Here is a 15,492-nt window from a genome sequence, read left to right on the forward strand (position 1 = left end):
AGTTAAGTCCGAGCGACCTCAGACGCCGCGGCGCGACATGAAGACCAGCTTCTCGAACAGGTGAACATCCTGTTCGTTCTTGATCAGCGCCCCGTACAGCGGAGGCAACGCTTTCTTTGCACTGCTCTCGCGCAAGGTGGTGGCGTCGATATCCTCGGCCAGCAACAGTTTTAGCCAGTCGATCAGCTCCGAGGTGGACGGCTTTTTCTTCAAGCCGGGCGCGTCACGCAGATCGAAGAAAATCTCCATTGCCGCGCGCAGCAGCTCCGGCTTCAACTTGGGGAAGTGCACATCGACGATCGCCTGCATGGTGTCCTTGTCAGGGAACCGGATGTAGTGGAAAAAGCAACGCCGCAAGAATGCGTCAGGCAGCTCCTTCTCGTTATTGGAGGTGATGATGATGAGTGGCCGATGCCGCGCACGAATGGTTTCACGTGTTTCGTAAACATCGAACTCCATGCGATCGAGTTCGCGGAGCAGGTCATTCGGAAATTCGATGTCGGCCTTGTCGATTTCGTCGATGAGCAGCACCGGCTGCTCTTCGCAGTCAAAGCATTCCCACAACGCGCCACGCAGGATGTAGTTGGCGATGTCCTGCACCTTGGCCTCGCCGAGTTGCGAGTCGCGCAGCCGCGAGACGGCATCGTATTCATAGAGCCCCTGCTGCGCCTTGGTGGTCGACTTGACGTGCCATTCGAATAGCGGCCGCCCCAGCGATTTGGCGACTTCCTGCGCGAGCAAGGTCTTGCCCGTGCCGGGCTCACCCTTGATGAGCAGCGGCCGTTCCAGCGCCACAGCGGCGTTCACCGCCAGCTTCAGATCATCCGTCGCGACGTAGCGCTCGGTTCCCTCAAATCGATTGGTCATGGCTTCAGTGTCAGATGGTGTTCGGTTGGTCCCGGCAGAAAAGGCGCAGGTTCACCTGCCGCCCAGGCCGCGTGTCCCTTCATAAACCAGGGTGACAGCGGATGCCCGCTTTGTCCCCCCGGCATCGTAAAGTATCCCTGCGCCTCGCGACCGGGCGACACGGCAAACCGCTCCGACGCGCCGAAGCTGGGGCCGGCCACTCGAGGCATGTCGCGATCACCGGCCTGAGGGGCATCGGGCGCCTGCAACCACGGCCGGAGCCAGCCCGGGAGGGCCGCGGCCAGCGGATGTCCGATCTGCACCCTGTTTTGCTCACCCCAGCGCTGCTCCGCCAGGGGGCCACGACTGGCAGCGGCATCGACGATACGGCGCGCCGAACTCGTCAGCAGTTCCGACCAGCTATCGACATCCGCCGGGAGCAGATGCGCCGGGCGCTGCTCCAGCAACTCCCAAAGCGCATGCTCGAACTGGCGGGATGGCCGCAGGCTCACACCCGGTGCCTCATCGCGCACCGCCGCCGTTAGCGCAGACCAGATTCGGCTTGAAACCTCGCGATGAAACGCCCGCACCAGCGGGTAGCCTGCGTCATCGACGGAGGCGCGACGTCCCTGCTCGCGCACCAGCCGCTCGGCTTCTTCGCCCTCCGGCATCGTATCCAGGGTGTTGATGAGCAGATCCCGCCAGCGCTGCAGGAACAGCGCCCGGTCGTCCAGCACAATCGCATGCATGGCCGCCTCGTCCAGATGATCACGGGCATGCAGACCGTCTCGAATCTGACCGGCACGCGCGCCCAGGGCATAGCCACCATCACCCAGCAGGCGTAGCGCCTCACCCGAAACCACTCGGCTGTTCGCGGTCCACAGTCGCCCGCTGGGCGGATCGACCACGCGAGGTATCGCATCCGCGGCCAGCCAGCCATCCCAGCCGATACCAGCTCCGCGAGCGGTGGGTTGTGTCCCATCAAAGCCCTGCCGCACCGGTATACGGCCGGCCACGGTCCAGCCGACACGACCATCGGCCTGCGCGACGACGAAATTCTGCGGCGGCATGCCGGCGCCATGCGCTACGGCCATCGCCTCCTCGAGCGTCCTCGCCTGCTCCAGCAGCAGCAGGCGCAGGTTGAGTCCGCCCGGCTCTCTCGCTGTCCACTGCACGGCGTAATCACCGAGCACCGGATCATGCCGCACGGGCCCATAGCGGGATGTTTGGAACCGGAACGATTCGCCGTCGCCGCTCGGAACGGTCAGTTCCAACTCGGCATCCACGATCTCGCCGCTGTCGAGCAACACGATGTCGGAGAAATCACCGTAGCTATTGGTGAAGCCCCAGGCCACATGCCCGTTGCTGCCGGCAACCACGGCGGGCAACCCCGGCAGGGTGACTCCGGTGATATCCAGCGAGTCGCGCAGCTGCAGGCGCATGCGATACCAGATGTTGGGCAGGCTCAGACCGAGATGCATGTCGTCCGCGACGATGGCACCACCATGGGTCGTCAAACGGCCGGCGACGGCCCAGTTGTTACTCCCCAGGACCGGACCGGGCTCGACCACGACCGCCACCTGTGAGGCGCCGACCGGTGCCACCCACTCGGTCGGAGCGGGAATATCAGGCGGCGGCAGGGCCTCGCCCTGTAGCGGCGCGTCCCAAGAACCGCCCGCGGGCGCGAGAAAGCGCGCCGCCGGCTCCCCCAGCACATGGCGTAGCACCGCATCGTCGCGTTCTTTGCGGGCAGTGCGGTCGGTGAGGTCGAGGAACATGCTCAGCGCAACCAGCAGGCTGTCTTCGGACTGCCAGGGCACCGGTTCGCTGCGCAGCAGCCAGTATTCGAACGGACGGGCATCAAGCGCGTCGAGACCCGCGTTCACGCCGTCCGCATAGGCGGCAATGAGCGCGCGGATCGCCGGCTGCGATTCGGCGAGCGCGCGGCGAGCCACATCCCGAAGCTGCTCCACCGCAATCTGGCGGTCGCGCGGCAATGCAATCTGACCGACCAGCCCGGCCAACTCGCCGGCCGCCGCACGCCGGAGCAAATCCATCTGGAAGAATCGATCCTGCGCGTGAACGAACCCGGTGGCGCGGGCCAGATCCAACCGATCCGTGGCGATCAGCGTGGGCACGCCGTGGTCGTCGCGCTCGACCGTGACGGAGGATCGCAGCCCAGCCAGGGCGAGTTCGCCATCAACCTCCGGCAGACTCGCGCGCAGCGTCAACCAGCCCGCGGTGAACACGGCGGCGGCGAGCACGGCCACCAAACCGAGGATACGAAGCAGCCAGCGCCGCATCCGGGCTAACACCGTGGCTCGTGATGAGTGACGGCCTGGAACCGGTTAGGCGCGCGATTCCAGCATGGCGATCGCGGGCAATGTCTTGCCTTCCAGCAGTTCCAGAAATGCCCCGCCGCCCGTGGAGATGTACGACACCTGATCGGCGATGCCGTACTTGTCGATCGCGGCCAGCGTGTCGCCACCGCCGGCAATGGAGAACGCGTCGGAACCGGCAATCGCCTTGGACATCGACTCGGTGCCACCGGCAAAGCTATCGAACTCGAACACGCCCGCCGGCCCGTTCCAGACGATGGTGCCGGCGCCGTCAAGCAAAGCGGCCAGCATCTTCTGGGTGTCCGGGCCGACATCCAGCACCATGTCCTTGTCACCGATATCGCCCACCGGCTTCACCGTGGCCTCTGCATCCGCCGAAAATTCGGTGGCAACGACCACATCCGTGGGCAGCGGGATGTCGCCGCCCTTGGCCTTGACCGCATCCATGATCCGTTTTGCGGTATCGATGAGGTCGGGCTCGTGCAGCGATGCGCCAACATTCACGCCGGTGGCCGCCAGGAACGTGTTGGCGATGCCGCCGCCCAGCACCAACTGGTCCACCTGGTCGACCAGCGACTCGATGACGCCCAGCTTGGTCGAAACCTTGGAACCGCCAATAATCGCCACCAGCGGTCGGGCCGGCTGGTCCAGCGCCTTGCCCAACGCATCCATCTCGGCTGCGAGCAGCGGCCCGGCGCAGGCTTCGGGCGCGAACTTGCCAACACCGTGGGTGGAGGCCTGCGCGCGGTGTGCCGTGCCGAAGGCATCCATCACGTACACGTCGCACAGGGCCGCCATACGTTTGGCCAGCGTCTCGTCGTCCTTCTTTTCGCCATCAAGAAAGCGAACGTTCTCGCACAGCACGACATCACCGGGGTTCGGTGCATCCATCGTCAGCCAGTCCGCGATGAGCGGCACCGGTGCGCCCAAGGCCTGCGACAACCACGTCGCGACCGGCTGCAGGCTGTACTTCGCATCCGGCTGACCCTCGGTGGGCCGCCCCAGATGCGACATCACCATCACCCGGGCGCCGGCGTCGCGGGCGGCCCGTATGGTCGGCAGCGCCGCCTTGAGCCTCGCATCGGAGGTGATGCGATCGCCGTCCAGCGGCACGTTCAGGTCTTCCCGAATCAGGACGCGCTTGTTCGCGAGGTCCAGGTCAGTCATGCGTTTCATGCGGTGCTCCTCGAAGCAGGCCGCCCGCATCCAGCGAGCGGCGGGCGCGGGCAGCTCGTCATGCCAACGCCGGTGATGTGGAACTACAGTGAGTTCGGAGGACTTGCGGTTTCGACGGCGATCAAACGATGTCGCGTCATGCGCCCACGAGCGCCGTGAAACCGGCCGGCTGCCATCCAAGGTCAGCATACGAAGACCGAACCGGACGCGGAGTGCTCCGTGAGCACTCCGCGTGTCTTCGCGACGCCGAGATTGGGCGGCTGCCGATGCCGTGCTTAGGCCTTCGCCAACGCCAATGTGGTGTCGAGCATGCGGTTGCTATAGCCCCACTCGTTGTCATACCACGAGCAGACCTTGATCAGGCCGCCATCGATTTCACGGGTCAGTCCGGCATCGAAGCTGCTGGACGCCGGATCGTGGTTGAAGTCGATGGAGACCAGCGGTGCGTCGTTGTAGTTCAGCACGGCGGACAACGGCCCGGAGGTCGCAGCGTCCTTCATGATCTGGTTGATCTCGTCAGCCGAGGTCGCACGACCCGGCTTGAAGGTCAGGTCAACAATGGACACGTTGATCGTCGGCACACGGATGGCGAAACCATCCAGCTTGCCCTTGAGCTCCGGCATGACCAGGCCCACGGCGGCGGCGGCACCGGTCTTGGTCGGAATCATGGACTGCGTGGCCGAGCGGGCACGGCGCAAATCCGAGTGGTAGACGTCCGTCAGCACCTGATCGTTGGTGAAGGCGTGAATCGTGGTCATCAGACCCGACTCGATGCCCACGGTGTCCTGCAGCGCCTTGGCGACAGGCGCCAGGCAGTTCGTGGTGCAGGAGGCGTTGCTGACGATCTGATCCGAGGCTTCCAGCGTTTCGTGGTTCACGCCGTAGACGATCGTCTTCACATCGGAACCGGCAGGCTGGGAGACCACGACATGCTTGGCACCACCTTCAATATGCGCCATGGCTTTGTCCTTGGTCGCGAAGAAGCCGGTGCATTCCAGCACGACATCCACGCCCAGCTCGCCCCAGGGCAGCTCGGCCGGGTTGCGGTTGGCCAGCACCTTGATCTTGTCGCCATTGACGACCATGTAGTCGCCTTCGACCGTCACGGTGCCCGGGAACTTGCCATGGGCCGTGTCGTACTGGGTCAGATGGGCGTTGGTGTTCGCGTCGCCCAGGTCGTTGATGGCGACAATCTGGATTTCATCGGTGCGGCCAGACTCATACAGCGCACGCAGGACATTGCGGCCGATGCGGCCATAACCATTGATCGCGATCTTCGTTGCCATGTTTCTCTCCTTGGTCGTTCGGTTAGTTCGCCAGGGCGCGCAGGGTCTTCGCCACGCGGTCCGACGTCAGGTCAAAATGCTGGTAGGCGTCTTCGGCAGGTGCCGAGACACCAAAGGTGTCGATGCCGATGACGGCACCGGCCGAACCGGCCCAGCGCCACCAGGTGCCAGTTGCGCCCGCCTCGATCGCCACCCGTGCGGTAATCGCCGCCGGCAGCACCGTGGCGCGGTAGTCATCCGTCTGCCGCAGAAAAGCCTCTTCGCAGGGCATGGATACCACCCGCGTCGGCAGGCCCTCGGCTGTCAGCGTCTGTGCTGCCTCCACCGCCAGCTCGACTTCCGAGCCGGTCGCGATCACCAGTGCGGTTGGATCGGTGGCCGGCTCCCACAGCACATAAGCACCACGGCGGACGGCTGCGAGTTGTTCGGCCGTTCTCGGCTGGTGCTCGACGTTCTGCCGGGTCAACGCCAATGCGCTGGGACCGTCCTGGCGCAGTAATGCGACCTCCCAGGCGACGGCCGTTTCCACGTCATCGCAGGGTCGCCAGACATCGAGATTCGGCATCAAGCGCAGGCTGCCCACATGCTCGACGGGCTGGTGCGTCGGGCCGTCTTCACCCAGACCGATCGAGTCATGGGTGTAGACCAGGATGTTCTGCACATTCATCAACGCGGCCAGACGCACGGCGTTGCGGGCGTAGTCCGAGAACGTCAGGAAGGTGCCGGAAAACGGCACGAAACCGCCATGCAGCCGCAAGCCGTTGCAAATAGCCGTCATGCCAAACTCGCGCACACCGTAGTAGATGTACTGGCCTTTGACGGTCTCCGGAGTGACCGGCTCCACGCCCTTCCAGATCGTGCCGTTGGAGCCGGTCAGGTCTGCCGAGCCGCCAAGCAACTCGGGCATGCCGGGCGCGATGGCGTTGAGCACGGCCTGAGAGGCCTTGCGGGTCGCGTTCTTCTTGCCGCTGGCCTGCACGTCTTCGACCAGGCGCGCGAGCTTGTCCACCAGATCGGCGGGCAGCTCGCCGAGCATCCGTCGCTCGAACTCTGCGGCCAGCGCCGGGTGCTCGGATTGATACGCCGCAAACCGCTCGGCCCAGGCCGCTTCGGCGGCCGCACCCTGCTCGCGACGATCCCAGGCGGCGACGATTTCGTCAGGAATCTCGAACGGTCCGCCCGCCCAGCCCAGCGTCGTGCGGGCTGCGATGACGCCCTCGGCGCCCAGCGCCGCGCCATGTGTGTCGGCTGAACCGGCGTTGGTCGCGCCAAAACCGATGATGGTCTTGCAGCAAATCAGCGTGGGCTTGCCGGTTTCGGCCTTGGCGGCGGCCAGCGCATCGCGCACGGCCTCGGCGTCATGGCCGTCAACATTGCGGATCACATGCCAGCCGTAAGACTCGAACCGCCCCGGCGTGTCATCGCGAAACCAGCCGTCGACCGACCCATCAATCGAAATGCTGTTGTCGTCGTAGATGGCGATCAGCTTGCCCAGGCCCAGCGTCCCGGCCAGCGAACAGACCTCGTGGCTGATGCCCTCCATCAGGCAGCCATCGCCGAGGAACACGTAACTGTGATGATCGACCACGGTGTGACCACCCACGTTGAACTCGGCGGCGAGCAATTGCTCGGCCAGCGCCATGCCCACGCCGTTGGCGATGCCCTGGCCCAGTGGACCGGTGGTCGTTTCCACGCCTGGGGTTTCGGCGTACTCCGGATGACCCGGCGTGCGCGAATGCAGCTGACGGAAGGCCTTGAGATCGTCAATGCCCAGGTCGTAACCGCTTAGGTGCAGCGCTGCATACAGCAGCATCGAACCATGGCCGTTCGACAGCACGAAGCGGTCGCGATCGAACCAGAGCGGGTTGTTGGGGTTGTGCTTAAGCACATCACGCCAGAGGACTTCTGCGATATCGGCCATGCCCATCGGCATGCCCGGATGTCCTGAGTTGGCGGCCTGAACGGCGTCCATGGCCAAGGCGCGGATGGCGTTGGCACGGAGACGCGGAGACGTGGAGTCAACCATTGAGACGTGGGCCTGAATCGATGTCGGAGCAAAAAGGCCGGTGAAAGACCGGCCTTGCTGCGCAAAATGGGGCGATATTCTGGCCGAGACGCCTGGTCTAGGCAAGGAAACGACCAGTCTGTTATATGCTCGGACCGGAAAAGCAGAGTCGTTCGAACGACCATCCAGCTACGGAAGCTGATTCATATTTCACGGAAGGAGACACCCCATGTTGGACAGCACCCGACTGTCGGCGCGCTGCGCACTCATCGCGCTGGCATGCTTGGCCATCACCGCCTGCTCGAAGTCCCAGCCGGACGAACCCGATGCAGCGGCGGCGCAAAAGGCCCCGGCCTGGGTGGATAGCGCCCGACTGCTCGCCGCCAACGAATCGCCCGGCGAGTGGATGAGCCACGGACGCACCTACGACGAACAGCGCTACTCGCCGCTGAACAAGATCACCGCGGACAATGTCGCCAATCTGGGGCTGGCCTGGCATTACAAGCTGGACGTCGACCGCGGCACCGAGGCCACACCCATTGTCGTCGACGGCGTGATGTACACCACCGGGGCTTACAGCATCGTCTATGCGCTGAATCCGGTGTCGGGCGAACTGCTGTGGAAATACGACCCCGGCGTGGATCGCTCCATCGCGGGACGCGGCTGTTGTGGCGTGGTCAACCGCGGCGTCGCACCCTGGAAGGGCAAGCTCTACCTCGGCGCCTACGATGGCCGCCTGATCGCCATCGACGCCAAGTCGGGACAAGAAGTCTGGTCCGCGCAGACGGTCGATACGACCAAGAACTACACGGTCACCGGCGCGCCACGAATCATCGATGGCAAGGTCATCATCGGCAATGGCGGCGCAGAGCTGGGCGTACGCGGCTATGTTTCAGCCTATGACGCCGAGACCGGCGACATGCTCTGGCGCTGGTACACCGTGCCGGGCGATCCGGACCAGCCGGCCGAGAATGCGGCGATGGAAGCGGCGCAGAAAACCTGGTTTGGCGACGTGTACTACAAGCAGGGCGGCGGCGGCACCGTGTGGGACTCCATGGCCTACGACCCGGAGCTGGACCTGCTCTACCTCGGCACCGGCAATGGCTCGCCGTGGAACATCAAATACCGCTCCGAGGGCAAGGGCGACAACCTCTACCTGTCGTCCATCGTCGCGCTGAAACCTGACACGGGTGAGTATGTCTGGCACTACCAGACCACGCCCGGCGAGACCTGGGACTACACCGCCACGCAGCACATCGTGCTGGCCGACATGGACATCGATGGCCGCAGTCGCAAGGTGTTGATGCAGGCGCCGAAGAACGGCTTCTTTTATGTCATCGATCGCGAGACAGGAGACCTGCTGTCCGCGGAAGCCTTTGTTCCGATCAACTGGGCCAGCGGCGTGGACCCGGAAACCGGCCGGCCGATCAAGACCGGCCTGGGCGACTACAGCGAAACCCCCAAGCTGGTCGTGCCCAGCCCCTACGGCGCGCACAACTGGCAGCCAATGTCGTACAACCCGCAGACCGGCTTGGTCTACATCCCGGCACAGATCACCGGCCACCTGTACGAGGACGAAGGCAAGGTGCCGGCCTATGCATTGAATCTCTGGAACGTCGGCCTCAAACCGATGAAAGTGCCGGAAGATCCCGCCGAACTGGCGGCCGTGGGCGCCCAGTTCTCGGGCAAGCTGCTGGCCTGGGACCCAATAAAGCAAGAGGCCGCGTGGACCGTGGACTACGCATCGCCCTGGAACGGCGGCACCTTGTCCACGGCGGGCAATCTGGTGTTTCAAGGAACAGCCGACGGCCGCACGACCGCCTACGCCGCCGATTCCGGCGAGCTGCTGTGGGAATCGCCTGCCAATACGGGCGTGATCGCCGCACCGATGACCTACACGATCGACGGCGAGCAATACGTCACCTTTATGGCTGGCTGGGGCGGCGTGTTCGCACTGGTCGCCGGCGGTCCGGCCGAAGACATCATCTGGCGCCAGTCGGAATCGCGGGTGCTCACCTTCAAACTCGGCGGCGATGACCAGCTCCCGCCACCGAACAACACTCCCGTCCCGGCCCCGACGCCACCCGAACTCACGGCCAGCGCCGAGCAGGTGGAAGCAGGACGCCAGCTCTACCACGGCGTTTGCGCTGGCTGCCACGGTGGCGCCGCGATCAGCAGCGGCCTGGTGCCGGATCTGCGTTACATGAACCCCGAAACACACGCGCAGTTCGCACCCATCGTGGCTGGCGCCCGAGCCCCCCAGGGCATGCCGTCATTCGCGCATGTGCTGCCACCGGAGCAAATCACCTTGGTCCACCAGTATCTGATCAAGCGCGCCCATGACCTGACCGCGATGCAAGGAACGCCGAGCCAATGAAGCCATGGCCCGCCTGGCTCCTGATCTGCTGCAGCGCGCCGATCGCCGCTCAAACCCTGCAACTTGATCCGCTCATCGTCAGCGGCGAAGCCGAGCCAGCGGCGGCGTCGAGCACCCAGCTTGATGGCACGCCGGCCGCAACCTCCGATGGCCTGAGCCTGGATGCCTGGCTGCAACAAGTGCCGGGCGTCTTCGCGCAGAACCGGTACAACCTGGCCCAGGGCCTGCGGCCGTCGATTCGTGGCTTCGGCGCGCGGGCGGCCTTTGGCGTGCGCGGCATTCAGGTGCTGGTCGACGGCGTCCCGCTGACCCTGCCGGATGGCCAGACCGAGCTGGACGTGCTCGACCTGGAGGCGATCGAACGGGTCGATGTCATCCGCGGCCCCGCCGCCGCGCTGTTCGGCAATGCGGCCGGAGGCGTTATCGCCATCGAGACCACGCCGCCGGGCAATGCCCGCGAGATCGGTGGCCAGGTGACGATCGGCGAACTGGGGCTCCGCCGCTGGCGCGGCACGGCCGGCGGCGGCCTCGGCGACAACACCGCCGCCCGCCTGTCTCTGGGTGAGCAACGCCTGGATGGTGCTCGCGATCACGGCAACAGCCAGGTGCAGCGACTCAATGCCCGCAGCCAGACCACACTCGCCAGCGGCAACCTGCAATTCAACGCCAGCGTGCTGGACGTGACCGCCCAAGATCCTGGCGCGCTCACGCGCGCCCAGGCGGACCAAGACCCCGGCCAGGCCGCCGCGAACAACCTGCGATTCGACGCCGGAGAACGCATCCGTCAGCAGCGCTTCAGCGGTCGCTGGCTGCGCACGACCCGCGAATCTGCCCAGTCATTGCAGGGTTTTGCCGGACAGCGCCTGTTTGAAAACCGGCTTCCCTTCGAGTCCGGCGGACAGGTGAGCTTCGATCGCCGCTTTGGTGGCCTCGGCGGCACGTTGACGGCGACCGCGGCGGGCTGGGACGTCACCAGCGGCATGGATGTCCAACACCAGCGCGACGCACGGCGGCGCTACGACAACCTCGACGGCCTGCGTGGCGCCCAGACCCTCGATCAGATCGAAACCGCGACCGGCGCCGGACTTTATCTGGCTGCGGACCGTCCACTGGGCCCTGCCTGGCGGCTGGACCTCGGCCTGCGGCTGGATCATCTGCGCATCGCCGTGGATGATCAGTTTCTCGGGGACGGTGACGACAGCGGCGATCGAAATTTCGACGCCGCCAGCTGGTCCACACAACTGGCCCGGCAACTCGGTGACAGCCATACCCTGAGCCTGCGCATCGCCAGCGCGTTCGAATCTCCTACCGCCACAGAGCTGGCCAACCCCGATGGCGGCGGCTTCAACCCTGAGCTGGATCCGGCGCGGGCCACATCGGCAGAACTGGGGCTTAGCGGCCTCACCGAGGCGGCCTCTTATAGCGCCGTCATCTACACCACCCGTCTACGCGACGAGCTGGTGCCCTTCGAGCGAGACGACCAGCCCGGCCGCACGTTTTATCGCAACAGCGGCCGCTCGACGCGCAACGGCGTGGAACTGGCCTGGACCCAGACCTGGGCCACCCACTGGTCCACGCAAGCCGGCTACACGCTCAACGACTTCAGCTTTGACGATTACCAGCGCGACGGCACGGACTTCGCCGGCAAGCGCCAGCCTGGCATCCCCCGCCAGCAAGGCTTTCTGACGCTGCGCTGGACCCCAGGCCGGATCACCACCAGCCTGCGTGGCCGGTTTATCGGGGAGCTTTATGCCGACGATGCCAACGCGGTGCGCGTCCCCGGCCATGCCCTGTTTGACCTCGGCGGCTCTGTGTCGCTCGGCGCATCAGGCCGCTGGACGCTGCGCGCAGGCATCAACAACCTCGGCGACATCGACCACGCCGACAATGTCCGCATCAATGCCTTCGGCGGCCGTTACTTCGAGCCCGCGCCCGGCCGGCATGTGTTCGTCGGCTTCAACGGCGAGTTCTGAGCGCCGCCGGCCTGGATCGGGGCGAACTGGCGGTTAGAGAAACAGCACCAGCAGCAGCCCGCCCAGCGCCAGGCGATAGGCCACGAACGGGGCGAAGCCCATGCGATTGATGGCGCCGAGAAACAGGTGAATGCAGGCATAGGCACTCAGGGCGCTGAGTACCGTGCCGCCAAGCAGGGCCGCCCAATCCACCGGGGTGTCCATCTCCAGCAGGTCCAGGGTTTTCAACCCGCCGGCGAGCAGGATCAGCGGGATGGCCAGCAGGAAGGAAAAACGGGCAGCCGCCTCGCGGCCCATGCCGAGCAGGAGTGCGGCAGTCATGGTGATGCCCGAGCGCGAGGTGCCGGGTATCAGCGCCAGCGCCTGCGCCAGCCCAATCCATAGCCCGTCCATCCAGCGCATGTCGCCGGTGTCACGTTCGCCGCGCTGGCGATCCGCCCACCACAGCAGCAAACCGAAGCCGATGGTGGTCGCGGCGATGACCAGCGGGCTGCGCAGGTACACCTCGATCCAGTCCTTGAACAGCAACCCGGCCAGACCGGCCGGGATCGTGCCGAGCACGACGAGCAGACCCAGCCGTGCCTCCGGGTTCATGCCGCCGCCGCGCGCCCAGCTGAACGTGCCTCCGGTCACCGACCACACATCGCGCCGGAAGTAAGCGAGCACGGCGATCAGCGAACCGACATGCACGGCCACATCGAAGGCCAGGCCCTGGTCCTGCCAACCCAGCAGCACCGGCACGAGGATCAGATGTGCGGAACTCGAGATCGGCAGGAACTCGGTGATGCCCTGCACCAGCGCGAGCAAAATGATCTGCAGCCACGTCATACTGCAGAGCCTGTCATCCGTCGAAGCATCAACTCACTCCCGTGAATCAGAAAGTCGAAAACGTGCCGGTGGCGCTGATCACCGGCGCAGCCAAGCGGCTCGGAGCGACCATCGCCGCGCAGCTGCATAAGAGGGGATATCGGGTCATTGTCCACTATGGGCGCTCGTCGAAGGAAGCCGAGCAGCAGGTCGCCGGGTTCAACGCCCAGCGCGCTGATTCCGCCCTGGCCATGCAAGCCGATGTCGCCGACGTGGCCGCGCTGGAGACCATGGTCGCTCAGGCTGCCGCACGGTGGGGACGCCTGGACCTGCTGGTCAACAATGCGTCCACGTTCTACCCCACGCCGCTCGGCAGCCTGGCCGAATCGGCCTTTGATGACCTGGTTGCCACCAATCTCAAGGCACCGTTGTTTCTGATCCAGGCGGCCCGGCCGCATCTGGCCCGCAGCAGAGGCAGCGTCGTCAATATCATCGACATCCATGCCCGCCGCCCGCTAAAGAACTACTCGGCGTATTGCGCTGCGAAGGCGGGACTGGACGCCATCACCCGCTCGCTGGCGGTCGAACTCGCGCCGGACGTGCGCGTCAACGGCGTCGCCCCCGGCGCGATTCTTCCGCATCCGGACTTCGTCGGAGACCTCGACGCCTGGGAGCGCGAAACCGCCGCACCGGTGCCGATGGCCCGCACCGGACAACCGCAGGACATCGCCCATACCGTGGCCTTTCTCGCCAGCGACGAAGCGGCTTATGTCACGGGGCAGATCATCGCGGTGGACGGCGGAAAATCCCGCGCCTGAGGCGACTCAGCGACGCAGGGAAACGCTCTGGCCGCACACACCTACGGGCGGCTCACGGTGAACTCCACCAGCGACTCCCCCAGTGTGACGCCGCCCGGCCCGAAGCTGCGCTCCGCCATCTCCACGCGGCCGTCGGCGAACCAGCACAGTGCCGTGCTGGCGCGGGTGCCGTACTGGTCGCCCTGAATGAACATGGGTGACAGAAAGCGTTCCAGTTCGATGCCGACGCCGGTGTCTGGTAGAGCGGCATCCGCCGCGGGCGCGGTCTGCCCCATCATGTCCAGCAGAGCTGTGGCGCCTTCGTTGGACTGAACAAGCTGATCCAGCGCGTCGCGAGCCCGTTGCACCTTGGGCCAGGGCGAATCCAAGGCGCCGTTGGACAGGGCATGCGCGCCGGGTTCGATCTGGTGCAGGCCGGCCGCCTCCCGGTTCGCGAGGAAACAGAAGTTCTGGCCATCGAACATCAGCAGACTAAAGCCCGCATATCGATCCAGATCGACTTGCTCGGCATAAAGCTCCGGCGACTGGTCGCTGCGCAGAAATCCGGCCACCAAATCACCGCGTGACGGTGCCCCATCCGGGGTTTGCTGCATTTCCCGATAGTTCGTGAGCGCGGCAAAGCGTCCTCGGCGCGACGCGCCCAACCATGTGCCGCCGGCGCGCAGGTCCCGCCCGCCGAGAATGTCCGGCGCGTCATCCCACCACGCCATGCCGGCCGCAGGGCGGTCATGAAATTCATCCCGGTTGGCGGCCACGACCAAAGGGCAGGCCTGGTCTGGTTGCCAGGCGAAAGCGATCAGGCACATGGCCTCGTCCAAAACGTTTCGGCGCGCAAGCATTCGAACCGGGCGGGTGGATGTCAACTGCGGCGCCCTCATCGCCCATGATCGAAACGGGTAAAGTGCCGATATGGCCGACCACGACATCACTGACGAGACCCGGCTCGCCGCCGTTCAGGACTGGGAGCGACAATCGCCCAGCGTGGGCATTCGCGGCCTTGGGCAAACCAGTGGTCGCGTGGCGCATTTCTTCCGCGGCGCGGTTCCGGTGAGCCTGATCGAGATGGCGCTGAACTCCGCCAACGACCTCGCCCTGCGCAGCACCTCGACGTCCACACTGCTGCGTTGGGCGAAACTGGATTCGGTGGACAGCCTGCGAACTGCGCCGCTTGCGACGGGCGACACGCTCAGCCGCCGAGTGCAGCGCGAATCAATGGCAGCGGCCGCGACCCTGGGGGCGACCACGGGCCTCGGCGGCGCCGCATTGATGGCGGTGGATATTCCTGCGCTGATCACCCTGTGCTTGCGCACCATTCACCGCACAGGACTGTCCTATGGCATGCCCCTGGAAGGCGAAGCTGGCCGCATGCTGGCCATCGGCCTGTTCGCCCTCGCCTCGTCGAACACCGCCGACGAAAAACGCGCGGCGATGGAAACCTTGTCGCGCACGGCCCCTGGCGAGCCGATGGCCAGCCTGCTGGAATCGGCCTGGCGCGAAGGCGTGGAACGCGCATCCGAACGCGAGCTGACCAAACAGGCGGTGACGTTCTCGATCTCCAACCTGGGCCGGCAGCTCGGCTGGAATCTGGCGAAGCGCAAGTCTGCGGCCGCCATCCCGGTGCTCGGGGCGGTCGTCGGCGGCTCGGTGAACGCCTGGACGGTCTACGACCTGGCGCGCACGACCCGATTCGCGTTTCTGGCCTGGCGGCTCGGCCATTGGGGGCCCCAGCGTGCACTGACGCAGGCGAGCACCCAGGCCTTGGCGAACCCGGCCACGGACAGCTATCCGGAACGCTGAACAGGCGCGTCCTGCTTGCGCCGCCGCGGCCCAAGGCGCAGGATTTCCCAACAATCGCAGCTCGCGCA

11 protein-coding genes are annotated in these 15,492 nt (G+C 65.5%); 4 read left to right on the plus strand and 7 right to left on the minus strand.

The features are described 5' to 3' along the window. Nucleotides 1–18 precede the first annotated feature (18 nt). The 5 genes from ACE1EY_RS06380 to tkt all read right to left on the minus strand — a co-directional run bounded on the left by ACE1EY_RS06380 (nucleotide 19) and on the right by tkt (nucleotide 7,673). Nucleotides 19–867: a MoxR family ATPase gene (locus ACE1EY_RS06380; protein WP_291513032.1), complete on the minus strand. Its 849-nt coding sequence runs from the start codon at nucleotides 865–867 to the stop codon at nucleotides 19–21. Then, nucleotides 864–3,149 (minus strand): penicillin acylase family protein, encoded by a 2,286-nt coding sequence (locus tag ACE1EY_RS06385; RefSeq protein WP_373928057.1) that lies wholly within the window; start codon nucleotides 3,147–3,149, stop codon nucleotides 864–866. The genes ACE1EY_RS06380 and ACE1EY_RS06385 overlap by 4 nt, the downstream gene beginning before the upstream one ends. 45 nt (nucleotides 3,150–3,194) lie before the next feature. Continuing rightward, nucleotides 3,195–4,361 carry a phosphoglycerate kinase gene (locus ACE1EY_RS06390; protein WP_291513030.1) on the minus strand — a complete coding sequence of 389 codons (1,167 nt, stop codon included), beginning with the start codon at nucleotides 4,359–4,361 and terminating at the stop codon, nucleotides 3,195–3,197. Between the two features lie 275 nt (nucleotides 4,362–4,636). Then, nucleotides 4,637–5,647, minus strand: a complete 1,011-nt coding sequence (gap, locus tag ACE1EY_RS06395) for a type I glyceraldehyde-3-phosphate dehydrogenase (protein WP_291513029.1) — start codon at nucleotides 5,645–5,647, stop codon at nucleotides 4,637–4,639. Nucleotides 5,648–5,669: 22 nt separating this feature from the next. After that, nucleotides 5,670–7,673: a transketolase gene (gene tkt, locus ACE1EY_RS06400; RefSeq protein WP_291513028.1), complete on the minus strand. Its 2,004-nt coding sequence runs from the start codon at nucleotides 7,671–7,673 to the stop codon at nucleotides 5,670–5,672. Nucleotides 7,674–7,881: 208 nt separating this feature from the next. Here tkt and ACE1EY_RS06405 point away from each other — a divergent pair, with 208 nt between their 5' ends. Beyond that, on the plus strand, nucleotides 7,882–10,029 hold the full coding sequence (locus ACE1EY_RS06405) for a PQQ-dependent dehydrogenase, methanol/ethanol family (RefSeq protein ID WP_370299733.1): 2,148 nt from the start codon (nucleotides 7,882–7,884) through the stop codon (nucleotides 10,027–10,029). Further along, nucleotides 10,026–12,002 carry a TonB-dependent receptor family protein gene (locus tag ACE1EY_RS06410; RefSeq protein WP_370299734.1) on the plus strand — a complete coding sequence of 659 codons (1,977 nt, stop codon included), beginning with the start codon at nucleotides 10,026–10,028 and terminating at the stop codon, nucleotides 12,000–12,002. Before ACE1EY_RS06405 ends, ACE1EY_RS06410 begins: the two co-directional genes overlap by 4 nt. Before the next feature lie 33 nt (nucleotides 12,003–12,035). On the opposite strand, the gene ACE1EY_RS06415 is transcribed toward ACE1EY_RS06410, so the two are convergent. Further along, complete coding sequence (locus ACE1EY_RS06415; protein ID WP_370299735.1) at nucleotides 12,036–12,830, minus strand: undecaprenyl-diphosphate phosphatase; 795 nt, start codon at nucleotides 12,828–12,830, stop codon at nucleotides 12,036–12,038. Nucleotides 12,831–12,898: 68 nt separating this feature from the next. Between ACE1EY_RS06415 and ACE1EY_RS06420 the strand changes: the two genes are divergently transcribed. Beyond that, nucleotides 12,899–13,627: a pteridine reductase gene (locus ACE1EY_RS06420; RefSeq protein ID WP_370299753.1), complete on the plus strand. Its 729-nt coding sequence runs from the start codon at nucleotides 12,899–12,901 to the stop codon at nucleotides 13,625–13,627. Nucleotides 13,628–13,668: 41 nt separating this feature from the next. Here the strand turns inward: ACE1EY_RS06420 and ACE1EY_RS06425 are convergent, their stop codons facing one another. Next, nucleotides 13,669–14,433: an NRDE family protein gene (locus tag ACE1EY_RS06425; protein WP_370299736.1), complete on the minus strand. Its 765-nt coding sequence runs from the start codon at nucleotides 14,431–14,433 to the stop codon at nucleotides 13,669–13,671. 103 nt (nucleotides 14,434–14,536) lie between these two features. Here ACE1EY_RS06425 and ACE1EY_RS06430 point away from each other — a divergent pair, with 103 nt between their 5' ends. After that, nucleotides 14,537–15,424, plus strand: a complete 888-nt coding sequence (locus ACE1EY_RS06430; RefSeq protein ID WP_370299737.1) for an EcsC family protein — start codon at nucleotides 14,537–14,539, stop codon at nucleotides 15,422–15,424. Nucleotides 15,425–15,492: the final 68 nt, after the last annotated feature.

The sequence above is a fragment of the Abyssibacter sp. genome (assembly GCF_964229365.1).
In the GTDB taxonomy this organism is placed as follows: domain Bacteria; phylum Pseudomonadota; class Gammaproteobacteria; order Nevskiales; family OUC007; genus Abyssibacter.

Coding starts and splice junctions, on each gene's coding strand:
- ACE1EY_RS06425 (WP_370299736.1), bottom strand. CDS start 14,433: ATGTGCCTGATCGCTTTCGCCTGGCAACCAGACCAGGCCTGCCCTTTG.
- tkt (WP_291513028.1), bottom strand. CDS start 7,673: ATGGTTGACTCCACGTCTCCGCGTCTCCGTGCCAACGCCATCCGCGCC.
- ACE1EY_RS06405 (WP_370299733.1), top strand. CDS start 7,882: ATGTTGGACAGCACCCGACTGTCGGCGCGCTGCGCACTCATCGCGCTG.
- ACE1EY_RS06415 (WP_370299735.1), bottom strand. CDS start 12,830: ATGACGTGGCTGCAGATCATTTTGCTCGCGCTGGTGCAGGGCATCACC.
- ACE1EY_RS06410 (WP_370299734.1), top strand. CDS start 10,026: ATGAAGCCATGGCCCGCCTGGCTCCTGATCTGCTGCAGCGCGCCGATC.
- ACE1EY_RS06380 (WP_291513032.1), bottom strand. CDS start 867: ATGACCAATCGATTTGAGGGAACCGAGCGCTACGTCGCGACGGATGAT.
- ACE1EY_RS06385 (WP_373928057.1), bottom strand. CDS start 3,149: ATGCGGCGCTGGCTGCTTCGTATCCTCGGTTTGGTGGCCGTGCTCGCC.
- gap (WP_291513029.1), bottom strand. CDS start 5,647: ATGGCAACGAAGATCGCGATCAATGGTTATGGCCGCATCGGCCGCAAT.
- ACE1EY_RS06430 (WP_370299737.1), top strand. CDS start 14,537: ATGGCCGACCACGACATCACTGACGAGACCCGGCTCGCCGCCGTTCAG.
- ACE1EY_RS06390 (WP_291513030.1), bottom strand. CDS start 4,361: ATGAAACGCATGACTGACCTGGACCTCGCGAACAAGCGCGTCCTGATT.